The 17,154-nt window shown below is 42.4% G+C and carries 20 protein-coding genes and 1 tRNA gene; 7 read left to right on the top strand and 14 right to left on the bottom strand.

Going from position 1 to position 17,154, the window contains the following annotated elements; all coding sequences use genetic code 11:
- Window positions 1-9: 9 nt before the first annotated feature.
- From hrcA to JUI58_RS13870, 5 genes are all read right to left on the bottom strand, one after another.
- Window positions 10-1,098 (bottom strand): heat-inducible transcriptional repressor HrcA, encoded by a 1,089-nt coding sequence (gene hrcA, locus JUI58_RS13890; protein WP_204104392.1) that lies wholly within the window; start codon window positions 1,096-1,098, stop codon window positions 10-12.
- A 61-nt stretch (window positions 1,099-1,159) separates the two neighbouring features.
- Entirely contained in the window at window positions 1,160-1,507 is a 348-nt protein-coding gene (locus JUI58_RS13885) for a rhodanese-like domain-containing protein (protein WP_204104420.1), read from the bottom strand.
- 35 nt (window positions 1,508-1,542) lie between these two features.
- A complete protein-coding gene (locus tag JUI58_RS13880; protein ID WP_239121466.1) occupies window positions 1,543-2,319 on the bottom strand; it encodes a lipoate--protein ligase family protein in 777 nt (258 codons plus the stop codon).
- Complete coding sequence (locus JUI58_RS13875; RefSeq protein WP_204104391.1) at window positions 2,285-2,749, bottom strand: YbjN domain-containing protein; 465 nt, start codon at window positions 2,747-2,749, stop codon at window positions 2,285-2,287. Before JUI58_RS13875 ends, JUI58_RS13880 begins: the two co-directional genes overlap by 35 nt.
- A gap of 55 nt (window positions 2,750-2,804) precedes the next feature.
- Window positions 2,805-3,335: a gamma carbonic anhydrase family protein gene (locus JUI58_RS13870; RefSeq protein ID WP_204104390.1), complete on the bottom strand. Its 531-nt coding sequence runs from the start codon at window positions 3,333-3,335 to the stop codon at window positions 2,805-2,807.
- Window positions 3,336-3,484: 149 nt separating this feature from the next.
- Here JUI58_RS13870 and JUI58_RS13865 point away from each other — a divergent pair, with 149 nt between their 5' ends.
- The gene (locus tag JUI58_RS13865; RefSeq protein WP_204104418.1) at window positions 3,485-3,997 is read left to right on the top strand and encodes a TIGR02652 family protein; all 513 of its coding nucleotides are present in this window, start codon (window positions 3,485-3,487) and stop codon (window positions 3,995-3,997) included.
- Between the two features lie 35 nt (window positions 3,998-4,032).
- On the top strand, window positions 4,033-4,449 hold the full coding sequence (locus JUI58_RS13860; RefSeq protein ID WP_204104389.1) for a VOC family protein: 417 nt from the start codon (window positions 4,033-4,035) through the stop codon (window positions 4,447-4,449).
- A 102-nt stretch (window positions 4,450-4,551) separates the two neighbouring features.
- Here the strand turns inward: JUI58_RS13860 and JUI58_RS13855 are convergent, their stop codons facing one another.
- From JUI58_RS13855 to moaC, 4 genes are read right to left on the bottom strand one after another with little or no spacing between them, the layout of a single operon-like run.
- Window positions 4,552-5,550: a GAF domain-containing protein gene (locus JUI58_RS13855; protein ID WP_204104388.1), complete on the bottom strand. Its 999-nt coding sequence runs from the start codon at window positions 5,548-5,550 to the stop codon at window positions 4,552-4,554.
- A 42-nt stretch (window positions 5,551-5,592) separates the two neighbouring features.
- Window positions 5,593-5,901 carry a DUF3181 family protein gene (locus JUI58_RS13850; RefSeq protein ID WP_204104387.1) on the bottom strand — a complete coding sequence of 103 codons (309 nt, stop codon included), beginning with the start codon at window positions 5,899-5,901 and terminating at the stop codon, window positions 5,593-5,595.
- 14 nt (window positions 5,902-5,915) lie between these two features.
- Entirely contained in the window at window positions 5,916-6,167 is a 252-nt protein-coding gene (locus tag JUI58_RS13845; RefSeq protein ID WP_204104386.1) for a 2TM domain-containing protein, read from the bottom strand.
- A 51-nt stretch (window positions 6,168-6,218) separates the two neighbouring features.
- Entirely contained in the window at window positions 6,219-6,728 is a 510-nt protein-coding gene (gene moaC, locus JUI58_RS13840) for a cyclic pyranopterin monophosphate synthase MoaC (protein ID WP_204104385.1), read from the bottom strand.
- 65 nt (window positions 6,729-6,793) lie between these two features.
- Between moaC and JUI58_RS13835 the strand changes: the two genes are divergently transcribed.
- Window positions 6,794-6,867: transfer RNA gene (locus JUI58_RS13835), tRNA-Arg, on the top strand.
- A 48-nt stretch (window positions 6,868-6,915) separates the two neighbouring features.
- On the opposite strand, the gene JUI58_RS13830 is transcribed toward JUI58_RS13835, so the two are convergent.
- The 4 genes from JUI58_RS13830 to JUI58_RS13815 form a co-directional block, all read right to left on the bottom strand.
- The gene (locus JUI58_RS13830; protein ID WP_204104384.1) at window positions 6,916-7,398 is read right to left on the bottom strand and encodes a methyltransferase domain-containing protein; all 483 of its coding nucleotides are present in this window, start codon (window positions 7,396-7,398) and stop codon (window positions 6,916-6,918) included.
- 19 nt (window positions 7,399-7,417) lie between these two features.
- Window positions 7,418-9,292: a YfhO family protein gene (locus JUI58_RS13825; RefSeq protein WP_204104383.1), complete on the bottom strand. Its 1,875-nt coding sequence runs from the start codon at window positions 9,290-9,292 to the stop codon at window positions 7,418-7,420.
- Complete coding sequence (locus JUI58_RS13820; protein ID WP_204104382.1) at window positions 9,293-9,583, bottom strand: hypothetical protein; 291 nt, start codon at window positions 9,581-9,583, stop codon at window positions 9,293-9,295. It lies immediately after the preceding gene.
- Window positions 9,584-9,709: 126 nt separating this feature from the next.
- The gene (locus JUI58_RS13815; protein ID WP_204104381.1) at window positions 9,710-10,198 is read right to left on the bottom strand and encodes a hypothetical protein; all 489 of its coding nucleotides are present in this window, start codon (window positions 10,196-10,198) and stop codon (window positions 9,710-9,712) included.
- 153 nt (window positions 10,199-10,351) lie between these two features.
- Here JUI58_RS13815 and JUI58_RS13810 point away from each other — a divergent pair, with 153 nt between their 5' ends.
- The 4 genes from JUI58_RS13810 (at window position 10,352) to JUI58_RS13795 (ending at window position 15,888) form a co-directional block, all read left to right on the top strand.
- Window positions 10,352-11,443, top strand: coding sequence for a hypothetical protein (locus JUI58_RS13810; RefSeq protein WP_204104380.1), 1,092 nt, complete (start codon window positions 10,352-10,354; stop codon window positions 11,441-11,443).
- Between the two features lie 28 nt (window positions 11,444-11,471).
- Window positions 11,472-12,536 (top strand): hypothetical protein, encoded by a 1,065-nt coding sequence (locus JUI58_RS13805; protein WP_204104379.1) that lies wholly within the window; start codon window positions 11,472-11,474, stop codon window positions 12,534-12,536.
- 119 nt (window positions 12,537-12,655) lie between these two features.
- Entirely contained in the window at window positions 12,656-15,049 is a 2,394-nt protein-coding gene (locus tag JUI58_RS13800; protein ID WP_204104378.1) for a TIGR03032 family protein, read from the top strand.
- 224 nt (window positions 15,050-15,273) lie between these two features.
- Window positions 15,274-15,888: a Uma2 family endonuclease gene (locus JUI58_RS13795; RefSeq protein WP_204104377.1), complete on the top strand. Its 615-nt coding sequence runs from the start codon at window positions 15,274-15,276 to the stop codon at window positions 15,886-15,888.
- A 289-nt stretch (window positions 15,889-16,177) separates the two neighbouring features.
- Here the strand turns inward: JUI58_RS13795 and JUI58_RS13790 are convergent, their stop codons facing one another.
- Window positions 16,178-16,975: a hypothetical protein gene (locus JUI58_RS13790; protein WP_204104376.1), complete on the bottom strand. Its 798-nt coding sequence runs from the start codon at window positions 16,973-16,975 to the stop codon at window positions 16,178-16,180.
- Window positions 16,976-17,154 lie beyond the last annotated feature (179 nt).

Here is a 17,154-nt window from a genome sequence, read left to right as displayed (position 1 = left end):
GGTGGTTTTTTAGCGATTCAGGGCTTCGGAAAGATAGTCCGCAGAGGCTTCTACAAGGGCGATCGCGTTCTCGTAAAGCATTCTCGTCGGTCCGATCAGTCCGACACTACCAATGGGAATATCACCTTGATGATAGCGGGCAGAAATTAGGGTACAAAGATTGAGAGATTCGAGGGTATTTTCTGAACCAATACGGACGGTAACTCTTTTGCTATTACTTTCACTTTCTGGTAATTCAAAAATGAGAGGAAAGAGTTGTTCTTGTTCTTCTTCTAAGAGATGTAATAAAGTTTGGACTTGATGAACTTGAGAAAATTCCGGTTGGCGCAAGGCTTCAGAAATACCGCGAATTAAGATTGGAGTGTAAGCAGGTTTGTGAAAATATTTGTTTAATTCTTCTAGGGAATTTTTCAAAATATCTGTATAGCATTGGAATTCTCGATCAAGTTCGACCCAATCTAAACTACTTAAATCTGAGAAAGATTTTCCCCGTAATTTGCTATTTAAAAAGTTAGAGAGAATCTGTAATTCATCAGCAATCAATTCTTCATCATATTCTTGTTCTTCGGCATTATTGGCGATCGCCAAATCCATTAAAATTGATTGAGTTTTATAGCCCTCCATGACAACCATTAACATGACTTGTTTTTCATTAACGGGAACAAGTTGTAAGTGTCGGATACAATCTCGCGGGTTTTGGGGTAGGGTAATTAAGGCGATATAACCACTTAACGTGGCTAAGATTTGGGTGGCGCGTTGGAGAAGAACTTCTAAATTATAAGTATTCCAATCTAATTGTTTTGTATATAAGTTAATAATTTGTTCGCGCCATATTTCATCGGGATCCATGAGGCGATCGACATAAATACGATAACCCGAGTCGGAAGGAATACGACCAGCAGAAGTGTGGGGTTGATACAATAATCCTTCTTTTTCTAAGTGTCCCATTGCATTGCGAATTGTAGCGGGACTGACTTGAAAATCATATTCATTGGCGAGGGTTTTTGAACCGACGGGTTCTGCTGTGGCTACATAATGGCGGATTGTAGCAGAAAGAATGGATTGATGGCGATCGCTTAAATCAAAGGAAGAAAACATTAGTAAAAAAAGTTTCTCAAAAAGGATGAATATTATTACAAGGAAAAGAAAACAATCTTGATTAATATCGAGGCAGACTGGCATCTACTAAACAAGCGTAAGCCTCAATGCCACCCGTAATGTTTTTAACATTTGTAAAGCCTTGGCTTCGTAGCCATTGACACATTTGCGCCGATCGCATTCCATGATGACAGAGAACAAGAGTTTCGGATTCGGTATTAAAACGCTGTTTAATATCCTCTGACCAATCGTTAAATTGACTCAAAGGCAAAACTTCAAATCCTGCAATATGCGCGATCGCGATCTCTTCAGGTTCTCGCACGTCAATGAGTTGCAATATCTCACTCTTTTCTACCATGCGCTGGGCGAGTTCTTCCACGGTAATTTTGCTTTGGGGATCTTCAACCATCATATTTAATAATCGGTAATAAGTATCGATAACTATTAATCGGCGATCGGGACAAGACTACCATGCTCGGCGGCTTCCCTCTCTAATGCGCTTAAAGGTTGAGTCATTAACTCAATATCAAAACAGTCTTTTGCAGCAGTTTTAAGGGTTGCGATAATTTGGCGTAGATGCCATTCTCGATCGGGGGAAAAACCGATTGGTAATTGAGCAAAAACTTGCTGATATAATCCTCTATTGGTAGAAAGGGCGATCGCCCCATGTTGTAGAATTGCGTTTCCCTGACGGTATTGAGCGCTACCAATGAACTTGTAACCGCTTTCTGTGACCAGATCCGCCGATGTTGCACTGCTGAAACAACTGGCTTGTTTGATGTATCCTCGCCCAGCTTGGCCGTAGTGTAGATTGATACCGAGGGATCGCCACCCGGAAATTAAAAACGAGCAAATTTGTTGATAGGTTTGCGATCGCGTTCCCGATAGTCCCGATACTACCACCATATAAGTTAAATCCCCTTGATGGAGAACCGCCCGACCTCCTGTAGGACGGCGCACTAATTCGATCGCCTCTCCTTGCCATTTTAACTGCTGCCAAAATTCTGGGTATTGGTGTTGATGATAGCCCAAGGAAATAGCCACAGGATTCCAAGTATAAAATCGTAGCGTCGGAGGAGCATTTCCCGTAATATGCTGCTGAAATAACCAGCGATCGATCGCCATTTGGGTCGCCCCAGAAGCCTCAATAAGGGGTATAAAACGCCATTGATGGGGTAGAGTGAGATTACTGCCCGAATTCGGCTTGGAGGGCATCGTCATTGTCGTCAGCAATGGTTGCAGCAAGGGTAATGGTGCGGGAAATTTCCGTCGCAGAGAGGTCAGCGATGGCGCGTTGAGAAGAGACAACAATGCTATCGCCAAAAATCCCGAAACAAGTCTCAAAGGTTCCCGACCAATTCATCCCCATTAATTTTTTCATTAACTCAAGTTCGTTTTTAGCGGGAAGTTGCAATACTGGCGACCAAACCGTGAGGAGATCCTCCTCAGTTTCTCCCGTTAGCTGAACAAACACCTCAACACTACCGTACTGAAATTTCCAGAGGTGTCCGTCTTGAGCATGGTTGACCATCGCACTATCGCCCTGTGCCAAGCTGGAAATAACCGTTTCTATCAAATCTTTGTAACTGGTCGCCTCTGAGTCGAGTTCGCCATCATCAGTAACCAGAGCTTCTAAATTTTGCATTGTCATAGTTTAATTATTCAGTTATCAGTTATCAGTTACCGATTTTACCAATTATCAGCCATCAACTATCAACAAAGCCCAGATCCGTTCCCTTTCCAGCATGGACTAAAGCCAGTTTCTCATAGCGTTGGGCGTGTTCGATCAGTTCTGCTGCTTGTTGGTCGGAAACATCCCGCAGTTTTTTGCCTGGAACCCCAATGACCAGCGATCGCGGGGGAACATCTTTGGTGACAACAGAGCCTGCTCCTATAATACTCCCCGTCCCGACCCGCACGCCATCTAAAACGATCGCCCCAATACCGATCAAACAGCCTGTTTCGATCGCCGCAGAATGAATTACAGCGCGATGTCCGATGGTGACATAATCTTCTAAAATCGTCGGTTTACCTGGATCGCCGTGTAAAATCGCCCCATCTTGAACATTAGTATAAGCACCAATTTCAATCCGTTCTACATCCCCTCGCACCACGGCGTTATACCAAATACTTGTTCCCTCTGTTAAGAAAACGCGACCCATAACCGTTGCATTGGGGGCAATAAAAGCAGCTAAAGTGGTATCCGGTGATGGCCAATAGGAAACATTATCATTCATCGTTTTTCAGTTTGGAAATGGCGATCGCAAATTTTTATGGGATGGGGGAAGCACGGCTATAATGAAACCAAACTATCCCGTTTGGGAATTATTTAAGATCAGGCTGGAGATAAGGCTTGCCTGCTCAAACGGACAATCGAGATTATTCTATGATCAATCCTGCTTTACACTATCCCATTTTTGGTGCGGAGATTAAATGTCCCCACTGTCGTCAAACTATTCCCGCGCTGACTCTGACGGATACTTATCTTTGTCCTCGTCATGGTGCTTTTGAGTCAGACCCTCAAACTGGTGAACTGGTTCATTTACAGTCGGGACGACATTGGCGACAATGGCAAGAGGAATGGTATCGCCAGCACACTCATCCCGACGGCATTCGTTTTGAAATTCACGAAGCCCTCGATCGCCTCTACACTCAAGGTTACAAAGCGACTAAAGTTATTATTGCCCATCGTTACCAAGAATTGGTGAGTGCTTATCTCGAAAGCAGTACTCCTCGGCACAATAATGCTACGGAAACAAAAGTTCCACGCTTATATGGTTTACCTGTTTCTTTTAGCCCCGAATCTTACGACGATCCCCGTTGGGATATTATTAATTTCTCCTTAGAAAAAGAACCTGGAATGCCGACTCGCTATCCTTATTTTCGGTTATTTGAATAATTTTTGCAGAGTTTTTTCGTAATTAATCATTAATAATGCACCATGTTTCGATTCGCACGGCTAATATTCATGTTGCGATCGCCTTTTATGAACAGTTGGGTTTTACGGTGACAGAGAGATTTACAACTGGTTACACTCTAGCTTGTTGGCTGGAAGGATTGGGGGGACGCATCGAATTGATTCAAATTCCCGAACCCAAACCTGCAGCCGATGCTTTTGGGGATGAACATTATGTGGGTTATTATCATTTGTCTTTTGATTTGACGGAACTCACTCCCGATTTACCGACCTGGTTAAAACGGTTTCAAGAAAGGCTGAGAGAGGCTGGAGAGGAGCCGGTTGAGGTATTATTAGAACCAGAACAGCAGGCGATCGGCGATCGCATTTATGAGGTCGCATTTATCCGCGATCGGGATGGTTTACCGTTGGAATTTTTGCGAATTTTACGTTAATTTTAGCAATATAAAAAATCTTTCACCTATCACAGAAGATAGTGCTTTGTCAAATTTCGCTAGGGCGATCGCGGAAAAGAAACAAAGTTAATTAAATTATAATTAAATTAATCGTAATATCCCAATAACAACATATTTCCCATAAAACTTCGTTCGCGTTCCATAAATTTCAATATCGACTGAACGGCGATCTTTTCGCTGTCCTTTAAACCGACAGGACAGAATTGGATTATAGCCCTGAACGCATTGAGAAAAGATTTCTGCTACTTGATGATAGTGGGTTGTTGCTACTAACTTGAGAATTGATTTTAAAGTGACCAATTCCCCAAATTCATAACCAAAAATCTCCGCAATTCTTGTATTAGCATAGAGGAATTTGCCATTTTCTGCTATAATATAAAATCCTAAATGAGCTAAATCTTGATCTTCTTCCTTGATATTTTCTTCTTCTACCTTTTGTGCCGCCAGTTGTTCCTTTTGCCCGTGTTCTCGCACATAAAGCCGTGCATTATCTAGGGCAAGCGCCATTTGACGAGCGCACATTTGCATCAAATCCGATAAGTCTTCGTTAAAGTGATTCGGTTCGGAATGAGTGAGAGTGAGAATACCGAGGAGAACTTTGCCTCTGAGAATGGGGACGCAGAGGGCAGAACCCACAGTATAAGGCTGATCGGGGAGAGTGATCCAGCGTTCGTCTTTGCGCGTATCTGTAATTAAACCCACCTGACGGCGTTCGACTACCCATCCCGCTAAACCGCTATCGAGAACTTTGCCAATGAGATGTTCTTTTTGTTCCTTAATTGTTGCCCCGCGAGCAAGAATGCTTTCTGTGACTGCTCCTTTAGAGTTCAGCAAAAATAAGCTACTTTCGTGAGCGTCAGTAAGTTTAACGGAAACTTTAATTGTCGTTTGTAACATAGAGCGCAGCATTAAGCGTCCCGTTGCGGTTTGCCCAATAACCACTAAAGAGCGTAGCATTTCATCTTGGGCATCAAAAGCAAGTTCTACTTTACGCAGACGCTCAATTTCCTGCAATACCTCTTCTTTGGGTCGCTGTAGGAGTTGGTCTGGTGGTAGTTTGGATAGAAGGCGATCGCGCATATTTCCCCCTTGACTGGCACTATGTCGGCGCTTGTAAATGCTTTAAAAATTGCGCTGATATTCTTCTAGCAAGTCCATTAAATCGACTTGACAGGGGAGGGGAAGTAAATCGAGAAGCGGTATTTCGCGCTTACCCCCACCAATTTTGATGGGGATATTTTGCAAAATTTGGATAACGCTATCTTCATTGAGTTGATTTTCTTCCAGTAGTGGATACACCCCTTGTGCCACCAGGATATGCAGCTTGGCATCGGCGAGATACAAGTGCCATTTGGCTATATCAATATAGACGTTTTTGCCGATCTCTGCTGCAAGTTTTTCAATTGCTTCGGTTGTCTGAGAATTAGCCATGATTAAGAATTAGCCTAGCTATCGGGTTTTGGAGAATAGTCTGCGATCGCCGCAATATAAAGTAAATGTAGTAAAACGATCGCCAGCCAAGTGAGGGTAAAACCTGTTTCCCAAGGCCAATGGACGTTTTTAATCCCCGAAACAAACCATAAACCAGAATTGATCGTCAGAAAGATACCGACATGAATGGCAAAATTCATGCGATCGTCCAAGCGGCGATACTCAGGGTCATTGCGATCGGGTTGGCGCGGCCAGCGAGGGGGCATGATTTTCTCCTTACTTAAAGATTCTTGATAAATATGCTTTTGGTAATGTTTTCATCTTGACATATTCTCTGGCTTTGTTTGCATTTCTCGCTGGTAATCTCCAGACTTTCCTCCCGTTTTTCGCAATAGGTAAATCTCTTCGATCGCGATCGCCTTTTCGAGGGCTTTGGCCATGTCGTAGAGGGTCAATGCGGCAACGGAAACGGCGGTTAATGCTTCCATTTCGACTCCGGTTTCGGCTTTGGTTTTAACGGTGGCTTGAAGGCGATATCCTGGCAATTCGCGATCGGGTTCAATTTCTACGGCTATTTTACTCAAGGGGAGGGGATGGCAAAGGGGAATTAATTGGGCGGTTTGTTTGGCGGCCATGATTCCTGCTAGTTTTGCTGTAGCGATAACATCGCCTTTGGGGGCATTTCCCGCTTCTATGATGTCCAGGGTCGATAGGGACATTCTCACCCGTCCTTGGGCGATCGCCTCCCTTTGTGTTGCGGTTTTGGCGGAGACATCCACCATTTGCACCTGCCCTTTTGCGTCGAGATGAGATAATTTTTCAGCCATCTTGCTTTATTCAGAAAAACAGTGCTATACTCGTTAAGCGTTGCATGAGTGCAGCATTTTTACTAGGGACTGTAGCTCAGTGGACTAGAGCACGTGGCTACGGACTACGGTGTCGGGGGTTCGAATCCCTCCTGTCCCGCTTTAATAAACAGTTAACTTTTTTAGTTAGCTGTTTGTTTTTATTTTATTATTTAATACACCAATAATATAATGTTGCTTCTTCTTCTGCTTCGATTGTATCTAAGGTAATTGCGCGATCGCACTGCCAGTCTTCCATATCAAAATCCCTGGAAATAACTCGTGTTCCAGGTTTTAATTGTTGCCAAAGTTGGGGGCGTAGTTGTAAGTTTAGATGGGGTAAAAGATAAAGAAAAACAACGCTCGCTTCTTTAAAGTTGCAGGAAAATAAATCTTCATGGCGAAACTCTACTAAATTTTCAACCCCTGCTATCTCTACATTTGAACTGGCTTCAGAAATGCGATCGCGATCGCATTCAATACCGACTCCCCGAGTTCCGAATTTTTGGGCTGCTTGAATTAAAATTCGTCCATCTCCACTACCCAGATCGTAGAAAATATCTTCTTTCTCCACTGCGGCAAAATCTAACAAGATATCGACCAATTTTAGGGGAGTGGGAATATAGCCAATATCGGGTTTTTTGGATAACATTTAAGATCGTTTATGAATTTTAATGATGCTTGTATAATCTTACCGTTATAATAACGGAAATTATACTGATAATTTGTCCAAATCGTTCCGCAAATCCTACTGTAAGTTTAACAAATATCCGATGCTTCCCTTTTGGGATAAAAATTCCGATAAGTCCGCGATCGGGATAAAGAGAAATAGAGTCATAATTTCCTTCAATTTTTGCGACCCACCCTGGATAATATAATTGTCTTACTGTCACAAAAATATCTGTAGTTGCATTTGTTTCTAGGATAACATTTCTTGGTTTCCATTGTTTGACGGAAATTTTTCCTTGGCCAGAAACAATATCAGCACCATAAATACTTGTACTTAATTTTTGCATTTCTTTGTCCGACCACCAGATTTCATCGGGCAACCATTTTGGGCGATATTCGGGAGGATCTCGCTTTAATTTTAAGATTTCCGATACGCGACTGGGTTTGTGAATATTGTCGTTGAAAACTAATCCTAAAGCAAATTTATTTTGTATTGCCCATCCCCCATTTAAACAGATCGCGATCGCCATCATGGAGATCGCGATCGCCAACAAAGTTTGCTGATTTTCTAATTGAGATTTTATGATTAATAGTGAAGCAAATATGGGCAATAATGCTAGGGAAAAAAAGAGGAAAACTCGTGCTATCAAAAAAGCAGAATCTCGCGTCGGGTACATTAAATAAGATATCCATACTGTCATACTAATCGAGAATAAAATTAGCGCGATCGCGGCTTTCCTAATATTTTTTAACGAGTCTAATTCTAAGGAAGAGAAAACCAAGGCGATCGCCGCAGAAATACTTAAAGTTAATAAAGAATGAAACCGCCAAGGAAACTGGATTTTTTGTAAAATTGTCACTTTATCCCAAATGAATTGACTGAAGGGTATCATCATCAAGATTGAAGCGAAAGAAATAGAAATCCAATAAATAATTTCTTGTTTGTTTTTGCTACTATTTTGATATTGGATCGATAAGCAAGAAATAATGGCGATCGCCCCTACAAATAAAGTCAGTAATTCTAAATAATTCCAAAAATGAGCGCGATCTGGGAATTGTTTAAGCAAAAATAAAAAGTTATTCTGATAGAGAAATCCCTCTTCTTTCCAGAGAAAATGTGTAGAAATATTCTCTTGCATGGTTATTGCTGGAATCCAGTAAACTGCCGATAAACCCAATCCTAAAAAGAGTGATAATAATATAAATAACGCCATTTTTATTCTTTCTTTTGCCAAGAAAATTGTATAAAAAATAGGAACAAAAGCGAAAATAATAAAAGTCAATAAATGTGTTATAGATAACAGAAAATAGCTCAATATAATGCCAATTAAACTTAACTTTATTCCCTTAAGAAAGCGAACTGTAAAATATAAGATTGCAGGTAGCCAAACAAATGCCCAATATTCTGCATAAGCAAAACGAAGATATAAATTTATGGTGAGATGATAGGGCAAAATCATATAGGCGATCGCCCCCATTAAAGCAGCATATTCTTTGGCAATTTCTCTGAGCCAAAAATAAGTATTAATTCCCGATAGTATCAGTGCTAAACAACAGGAAGCAGCCAAAGCCATCCAGCCAGAAGAGTCGCTAAAAAAGATAGGATGGAATAAACTAGAAATATAGTAGGGAAAAGGTGGATAAAAGAAAAAACTTGGACTTCCTAAACCAAAATTAGCATCGAATAACCAACGGGGATACAATTCTCCCTGCCAAAACTGTTCCGCAAAACTATTTGACCACAGGAGATGGACTTTAACATCGTGAGCATCAAAAACACCATAAAATAGAGAAGGCAGCGTGAAAAGAAGCGCGATCGCGACAATTAATAATAAATGCCGAAACCAAGTTTTTTTAAAGATAATATTTTTAATCATTTAAAAAGAAGTCAACCGAAGTAATAACCACAAATGAATCGGACTCCAAAGCAGAATAGGAATAAACCAAAACCACTGCAAAAATCGATTCTCTCCTGGGATTGTCTTTTGGATGCCCCAGATTAATACTTCAAAAACAAGCAAATAAATAATCCCTCCTAAAAATAAAGACATTTCCGAATTTGCGTACAGAGAGACACCAATATCAGTATGAGCGATCGCCAACGCGATCGCCGACGAAACCCAAACAGCCACAAACGCCAAAAATCCTAAAAAAAGTCTTGTTTTCATACCCTCCATAAAACCCTCAACACGACAACAAACCTAACCTTGAGAAACCCTCGAAGCAGGCAATATGCGCTATCAATTATCAACTATCAACTATCAACTAAAAAACTATCAACTATCAACTAAAAACTACGCTAAATCCGGCGGAATAGTGCGAGATTTAGGTCGAGAAGACTTTTGCCAATCTTGCCATTGTACTTCCACTAACTTCTGTAAATCCGATCGCCGCACCTCCTTTCCTGCTGATAAATTCCCAGGAGTTTCCATAAAAACAATACTATCAACCTCCTTGAGGGCGAATAATTGAAATAAAATATGAGTGACAGGAAGGGCGATCGCAACTAAATTGGGATCAGAAGTATCTTGAAAATTGGACGCATCTTTGAGAGAAGCAAACCCATAAATTACCTTCTTTTCCACCCCTGCCCGAGCGCGATTGCTCAAAGTGGTCAACACCCAACCCTGCTCTAATGTTTGTATGACGTAATATTCCAACTGCTTTAACTGCTCAGAAAACGCCCTTAAAGTGGGGACCACTGCATTCTCGATAATCTGTACCGTCATGCCATCATCTGGCGATCGCTCAATTAAGATTTGTAATTGTCCTTCAATGTCCATTTTTCTACAATTAGGCAATAAGGTCAGAAATTCCAGCTTATCTCGAGTTTAGCTTTTGATTGCGTCCGTGCTAACCTTGACAATATTCTCTAGAGAACTCACAATTCAGTAAGGGACTCTACTAGGAACGTGGGGATAGTTTTTCAGCATCTATTGACTCAACTCCAGCGACACACCCAGGCATCTGAAAGTCAATGCCGAAATGTTGCCACGCGCATCACCGATGAAGTTCAGCGCATTTGCGATCGCAGCCAGCGCATTCAAGCCTCGGCAGAAATTGAAAATGAGGCCAAAGAGTTGGCCAATAAACGCCTGCAACAATGTCTCTACTATTTTAAACTCGGCTCCCATCAAGGAAAAGTAAAACTGCACACCCTCCTCACTAGAATTGTCTATAACCATATTTTCTCATCCTATGGTTCAAATGCCCGTCAAGCTCGTATCGATCGGGTTGACGATTTTCTGCAAGGATTTTACGTTGAAGCACTGAATAACTTTCGTAAAGAGGCGAAACTTTCTCTAACTTATTCTCCGCGATCGCTCCTAGAATTGTCAGAATACTTGGCCTTTTGCCAGCGCTATGCCAGACGGCGCATTCCTTTACCCAGTCGTCGTTCCCAACAATTGATAATACTGCGAGCGTGGACGTTTGCCCAAGACAACCCTCCTGAAATCTTCGTTGATATAGATAGTGTTGCCGAAGGGAACTCTTTTGACGCGGGAGATCGCCGAGATCCCATCATGCAGCAACTTCGCTCTCTCCTCGTCAGTAAAGCCAATAACCTGCCCGATACCAACCTGTACGATACCATTGTTGAAGAAGTCATTAACTATCTCGAAAGCCGCAAGCAACAAGATTGTGCCGATTATTTTATTCTCCGTTTGAAAGACCTGACAGCCGGTGAAATTGAACATATTTTAGGAATCAACTCTCAAAAACGGGACTATCTGCAACAGCGTTTTAAATATCACCTAATTCGATTTACCTTCCTCGATCGCTGGAAACTCGTCCATCAGTGGCTAGAAGCTGATTTAGATCGCAATTTGGGATTGACCCCTCAAGAATGGGAATCCTTGCAAAATCAATTGACTCCCCAGCAAAATCAAATCCTGCAACTCCAGCGTCAAGAGATGGCGATCGCCGAAATCGCCCGCAAAGTTTCTTTAACGCTAAAACAAACCCAAAAGCAGTGGTATAAATTACTCGAACTTGCTTGGGAAATTCGTAATCATTCTCTATCCTGATCGGGGGCATCGGTCGATGAATAATGAAATGAATCAAAACTGGGATTCTTTATACAGTCAATTTCTCAGTTGGCTCAAACCAGAATCTGAATATCTCTCCTCCTCGGAGACAAGGGAGGAATTCCAATTTTCCCAGAGTGAAAACTCAATGGGGGAATTGGAGCTTGAAATGCTAGACCCCTTGGACTGGGAGGAAGAAGAAATAAATTTAGCATCTTCCGCTTTTGATGAACCTACAGAAACCTCTCAATCTTTCACTATGGGAAAATCCATCGTGCAGAAACGATTTCAAGCGCTGTTGCAGCGCAAATTACAGGAGAAAATCGAGCGCAACCCCCCTCTGTTCCCCTGGGAAACGGAACTGACGGAGTACGATTCTGAGTATGTGGACGAAACGACGGCGATAATGTTGCCTTCGCGTCAGTTGTGGCTTCCTCAAGTTGCTGGGCTGATACCTGTTCCCTTACCCGATCGCGTCCTCTCGATCCTTCTCGATACTTGTACCGAGGCCATGGGGTTAATTCGCCCCCAGAATGCAAAAATGGTCAAGGCGGTCAAGGCCTTGTTTCCTGAATATGCCCGCAAACTCGATAATATGCTGGGAAACATTCTCCTCTCTCCTAGTTTCACTCCCAGTCGCTTGTCCGACCCAGAGCAACGGCAAAGATTAGCGGCAGTTTTACCTGGAGCTTATGAAGAGGCGAGTTTGGTACAACAGGTGGCGATTTCGCTATTAGTGGCGAAGGAAATTCTAGCCACTTTGTCCATCACCCTTTCTCCTAGCCAACCTCGCATCGAAAGACTTTGGGAAACCACGGTGGGGACGGTCAGATTTTTGGTGGATTACGATCCAGAATCTGGCGATCGCGAAGATTTATTTAGTTTTACCCCCCTGCGCGTCAGGGTGCAGTTACCCAAAGGTGGCAGTTTAACCTTACAAGCCGATCGCGAATCGATTACGGCACAACGAACTTATGCCGGGTTTTTAACCGTTGAATTGTCGGACTGGCAAGCAGGACAGCAATATTTACTCGAGGTGCGATTGAATGATCCAGGGCAGATGCCTTTGAAGTTTGCGATCATTTGTCGATAGAAAAATAAAGCAAAGTATTTGCTCTTTTTCTCCCTCCATCCTCGGGCTTTGGAGGGAGATTTTCCATAAGGATTTTGTGTTATTTTACAACATTAATAGAACGCGATCACCTCTAATCCATGAACCCAGCAGAACCCCTTCGTAGCGTCCACACGACCAATTTTCCCGATATCCTCCAGCAATTGAGCATTTCTTTAGCGATTTCTACTTATCAAGCGGGAAAGTTAATTCTTGTTCGGGCGGATGGCAATACCCTCAATACTCACTTTCGTATCTTTAAAAAGCCGATGGGATTGGCGGGCGATCGCGAAAAATTGGCGATCGGTAGTGAGGTACAAATTTGGGAACTCCGCAACGCCCCTGCTGTCGCCCAGAAGCTCGATCCTCCTGGCAAACATGATGCTTGCTATCTCCCTCGCCGCACTCACATTACAGGGGATATCGACATTCACGAAATGGCGTACATTAAAAACGAACTTTGGTTTATTAACACTCGTTTTTCTTGTTTGTGTACTTTGGATGGGGTTAGTAGTTTTACTCCGCGTTGGCGACCGCCTTTTGTGAGTGCTTATGCCCTTGAGGATCGCTGTCATTTGAATGGTTTGGCGGTTGTTGGCGATCGCGCCAAATACGTGACGGCTTTAGGAGAAACCGACACCCTAGAAGGATGGCGGCAAAATAAGGCATCCGGGGGCATTCTCATGGATGTGGAAAGCAATGAAATCATCTGTCGGGGCTTATCGATGCCCCATTCTCCCCGTTGGTACGATAATCGCCTCTGGGTGTTGGAGTCGGGGAAAGGCAACCTTTCTACTGTCGATCCGACGACGGGGAAAGTAACGGCGATCGCCACGCTACCAGGATTTACGCGAGGGATTGATTTTATCGGGCGCTGGGCATTTATCGGACTATCTCAAGTGAGAGAAACGGCAGTATTTAGCGGCATTCCCATCACAGAAAGCCTAAAAGAGCGCATTTGTGGGGTTTGGATGGTGAATATCGATACAGGGGAAATTGTGGCTTTCCTGCGCTTTGAAGATGCGGTACAAGAGATTTTTGCCGTGCAAATATTACCTGGAATTCTTTTTCCGGATATTGTTGATTGGGATGAAAAATTACTGGCTTCCTCTTATATTTTACCCGATGAGGCATTACAAGAAGTTGTTCATCCTGCGCTAACTATTTCTAAAATAAAACCTTCTCCAGCAATGAATGGAAAGAGCGATCGCCCAGATAATAAACCCGAGGAATATTTTCAATTAGGCTGCGATCGCTATAATCGAGGAAAATTAGAGGAAGCGATTACTTATTTTCAACAATGTTTAGAATTAAAGCCCGATTATATAGCCGCGCGATATAATTTGGGGGTGATTTATCGAGAACAAGAGAAATGGCAACAGGCAGAATTTTACTTGAATCGCGTTATTGAAGCACAACCTGATAATGCAGAAGCCTATAATAATTTAGGGATTATTTCTCACAATCAAAAACAACTCGATCGCGCTGTTTTTAACTATGAAAAGGCAATTCAATTAAAGCCAAATTTTGCAACTGCCCATTTTAATTTAGGCATGACTTTACTGCAAGCTGGGCAATTTTATCGAGGCTGGAAAGAGTGCGAATGGCGCTGGCAAACCGATGAATTTACGCCTTTTGCTTGTCCGCACCCTAAATGGGATGGTAGCGATATCAGCCAGAAAACGATTCTCATTCATACGGAACAAGGATCGGGAGATGCAATTCAATTTATCCGTTATATTCCTTTTTTGGCACAGCGCTGTCGAGGGATTATTTTAGTTTGTATTCCCGATCTGATTCCTTTATTTGAAACCGTCGAAGGCATTAGTAAAATTTTACCTCCCGGTGATATTCCTCTCTTGGAGTTTCAAGTTTATGCACCCTTGATGAGTCTTCCTCATTTATTAGGAACAAGTTTAACAAATATTCCCGATCGCACTCCCTATTTAGGAAGAAAAGAATGGGAAAATGAAGGAAAATTATTATCCCATCCTGTAGGGAAAATGAATGAAACGTCCCTACAGTTAAAAGTAGGTATAGTTTGGTCGGGAAGTCCCACTCATAAAAACGATCGCAATCGATCCTGTCAGTTAGAAGATTTTCTACCAGTTTTGCAAACTGAAGGTGTAGCTTTTTATAGTCTGCAAAAAGGAACGCGATCGCCAGATTTAGCAAAACTTCCTCCAGAAATTACTGTCCTCGATCTCAGTCCTCAATTAACTGATTATGAAGCAACGGCAAAACTAATTTTACAATTAGATTTAGTCATTAGTATCGATACTTCTGTTGCTCATTTGACAGGTGCTTTAGGAAAACCGATCTGGGCAGTTTTATGTTATGCTCCCGATTGGCGTTGGATGCTCGATCGCCCTGATAGTCCTTGGTATCCAACCATGCGTTTATTCCGTCAAACTAAACCGAAAAATTGGACGCAAGTTTTTAAAAACCTAGGGCGATCGCTGTCCCAGTTGGTAACAGAAATTAAAAATTCTTAATAATTTTAGCGATCAAATTCTAGAGATGGGATCAGAAAGAGAACCGATGACTTGCCATGTTTCGTCTCGGTTCTCTTAACTGGTTCGCTCCCCACACCGCTTCAGGATACCTACGATTTCTGCAAGTGTCAACTCAAAATAACAATTAATGAATGTAGAATAGTTAGGATAGTTAGGATAGTTAGGGTTTACCCTAGCCAATCTCGACGATCGCAGAGGTCAAGATGGTACAAGCGCCGACTCAGCCAGAAACAGAAACTCTATTAGTAGAGTTCCCCAAAACTCTTAAACTCTATGTAACTCAAGACCAATTTGCTGCCTTAGCCGCCAGTAATCGAGATTTGCGACTGGAAAGAACCGCAGCAGGAGAGTTAATCGTGAATCCACCGACGGGCTGGGAAACGGGAGAACGAAACAGCAAGATTTCCGGAGAGTTATATATTTGGTGGCGAAATGCAGGGGAACAAGGAGAGATTTTTGAATCATCGACTGGATTTACTTTACCCAATGGTGCAAATCGTTCTCCCGATGCGTCTTGGGTGAGTCAAGAACGTTGGGATGCGCTAACCTTGGAACAAAAGAGAACGTTTGCGAATATTTGTCCCGATTTTGTGGTGGAATTGCGTTCAAATTCGGATACTTTGAAATCTTTACGAGAAAAAATGCAGGAGTATATAGAGAATGGGGCGGTTTTAGGTTGGTTAATCGATCCGCAAAATCGAAAAGTGGAGGTTTATCGGTTAGGGTTGGAAGTGGAGATATTATCAAATCCAACTGAGTTATCGGGTGAGGAAGTCTTACCGGGTTTTGTGTTGAATATGCGTCGGGTTTGGGGTTGAAACAGAGAGATTGGGGATGGCTGGCGATCTCGCAACTTTTTCTGGTACATTGAGTTGATGAGGACAACAGCAAGAATACGATCGCTCTAACATCACTTGATGCCTAAAAACTTATGAGTTACTATAGATATGGATGCAGCAGACATACTTCGTGTATGACATCCCGTTACCTGAAAGGGTCGAGGAAATCCGGTAAAGACGTTCTGAATACCAAAATAAATATTTTGGCGAAGACTCCTTCAGGAGTCTTTGTTATTTGAGAGCAATCGGCCACTAATTTAATTGGTTTCTAGCATTCTAACCAAGGAATGACCATTAATTTTTCTTGCAATATCCAGTGTAAGACCCTTTGCACAACGGCGACTAATGCTAACCTTGCTCTGGCTAATTCTACAGGTTGCCCCCAAATCCGACAAGCGCGATCGCAGGCTAAAAATCGATCGCCCAGTTGTAATGCTAGTTTGTGCCAATTTTCTGCTTTTTTTCCAATAGTGCGATCGCCAATATCAACCAATTCCGCAATCAGTGCGCTTTCTGTGGGATGCTGTAATCGTAATTGAGAAGAGTCCAACCAAGGGATCGATTGAGGTTCTTGCCATTGCCAATTTAAACATTTTTGTAGAGGATATAAAGTAATTAATTGATCTCTGGCTGCGGAGTACAACAAAGATAGACAACGAGCGTGAACATATTGACAAAGATCGATTTGAGAAGGAGTATTGTTCTGAGGAAGAGAAAGAGGTTTTCTGAGAAGTTCCTGCAACCAATCTGCTAAAGCGCGATCGCCTAACCGAAAATCAATCCAAGGCGATCGCACAATCTCAACGGAAAACCTGTGGCGATCGCCAAACTTCTCTACAAATCGCTCTACAATTTTGTGAGCAAATTCTACAGCACGATCGGGAAATTGCAAGGCGATCGGACAGCGATAAACAAGAGGATAAGGGGATTTAAGCCGATAAAGAGGGATTTGACTGGCACTTTTATCAGAATATTTATCAGAATACTGAGTCTTTAACTCAGCCGAAAAAATCAACTCCTTGAGATTTTCTTGTAGAATGGCTTTGGGAGAAGAGGAATGAATCAAAATCAAAATACAGAGTGCATCTCAGTGTTATGAAAGTTATGAAAACAGCGAGCAAGATGCTCGCACTACCTAAATTATCAGGTATTGTAGTTATGAAAACAGCGAGCAAGATGCTCGCACTACCTAAATTATCGGTTATTGTAGTTATGAAAACAGCGAGCAAGATGCTCGCACTACCT

The organism is Spirulina sp. CCY15215 (genome assembly GCF_016888125.1).
Taxonomy (GTDB): Bacteria; Cyanobacteriota; Cyanobacteriia; order Cyanobacteriales; family Spirulinaceae; genus CCY15215.
Note: the sequence above shows the minus strand (reverse complement) of the source record. Positions and strands in the feature narration are given on the sequence as shown.